General features: G+C 44.1%; 1 protein-coding gene. It reads right to left on the bottom strand.

Annotation, left to right across the window (positions count from 1 at the left end):
• Positions 1–8: 8 nt before the first annotated feature.
• Positions 9–1,092, bottom strand: a protein-coding gene (locus L976_RS01745; RefSeq protein WP_156143141.1) for an IS3 family transposase whose coding sequence is annotated in 2 segments (ribosomal slippage) — positions 9–919 and positions 919–1,092 — 1,085 coding nt annotated over the 2 segments. Because the reading frame shifts where the segments join, the coding sequence is not laid out codon by codon here. This gene is flagged as partial in the annotation.

A 1,092-nucleotide genomic window follows, 5' to 3' on the forward strand; every position in this document is an offset into this window, starting at 1 on the left:
TGTACTGGTCAACCCAAACTGGACACTTTTACTTGAGAATTCTCAAACTCTACAGGTGACAGATCGTCATTAGCAGAATGCAGCCGCTCCAAGTTGTAATATTTTATGTAAGCAGTCACATCTTGCTTCATAAACTCCCTTGTTGGTTGATTAACTTTAAAAATCCAATCGTGTTTTAAGCTGCCAAAGAATCGCTCAACAACGGCATTATCCCAACACGCCCCCACATCACCCATGCTGGCTCGGATACCATAGCTCGATAGCAGCCTACCGAATTGCTTACTGGTATATTGCGAGCCTCGGTCACTGTGAAATACCAACCCTCTAGCCGGTTGGCGCAGGTTGTAGGCTTTTATTAATGCCTTAGATATCAAATCCGTAGTCATGCGTTTGTCTATGTGCCATCCCACAATCCGGCGTGAATATAAATCCATCACCACAGCCAAATACATCCAGCCTTCACCCGTCTTTAAATAGGTCACGTCACCCGCCCAGACCTGATTAGCCGATACTGGATTAAAGTTCATGTTTAACAGGTTATCTGCCACTGCATCTGAGTGTTTCCGCTGCGTAGTCACCTTGTAAGCACGTCGCTGGGTTGCTTTGAGTCGAAGGCGGTGCATAATTTTACGAACGAGATAGCGACCAACCTGGTAGCCTTCCTTGCGCAATTTTTTCACCATTTCACGATTCCCTAAGCTGCCTCTACTTTGCTTAAATAGCTGTCGAACAAGGCGATAAAGCTTCAGTGTTTCAAGGCTTATCACGTTTGCAGGGCGTTTATGCCAATCGTAATAGCCTGATTTACTTACACTCATTACTCGACATAACAGTGCTACAGGAAACAGGTTGGATTGCCGTTTGATGAAACGAAATTTTACTTCATTTCTTTCGCAAAGAAGGCACTGGCCTTTTTTAGAATTTCTTTCTCCATTCGTAATTCTTTGTTTTCTTTACGTAATCGCTTTAATTCATCACGCTCAGACTCTTCTAAGGTAACACCTTGTTTCAGGGCTTCGTGTTTTTCCTTCCAGTTGTAAAGCAGGCTCGTGCTAACTCCAAGAGACTTTGCCGCATCGGCAACGCTATAAC

This window comes from Shewanella sp. ZOR0012 (assembly GCF_000798835.1).
GTDB lineage: Bacteria > Pseudomonadota > Gammaproteobacteria > Enterobacterales > Shewanellaceae > Shewanella > Shewanella xiamenensis.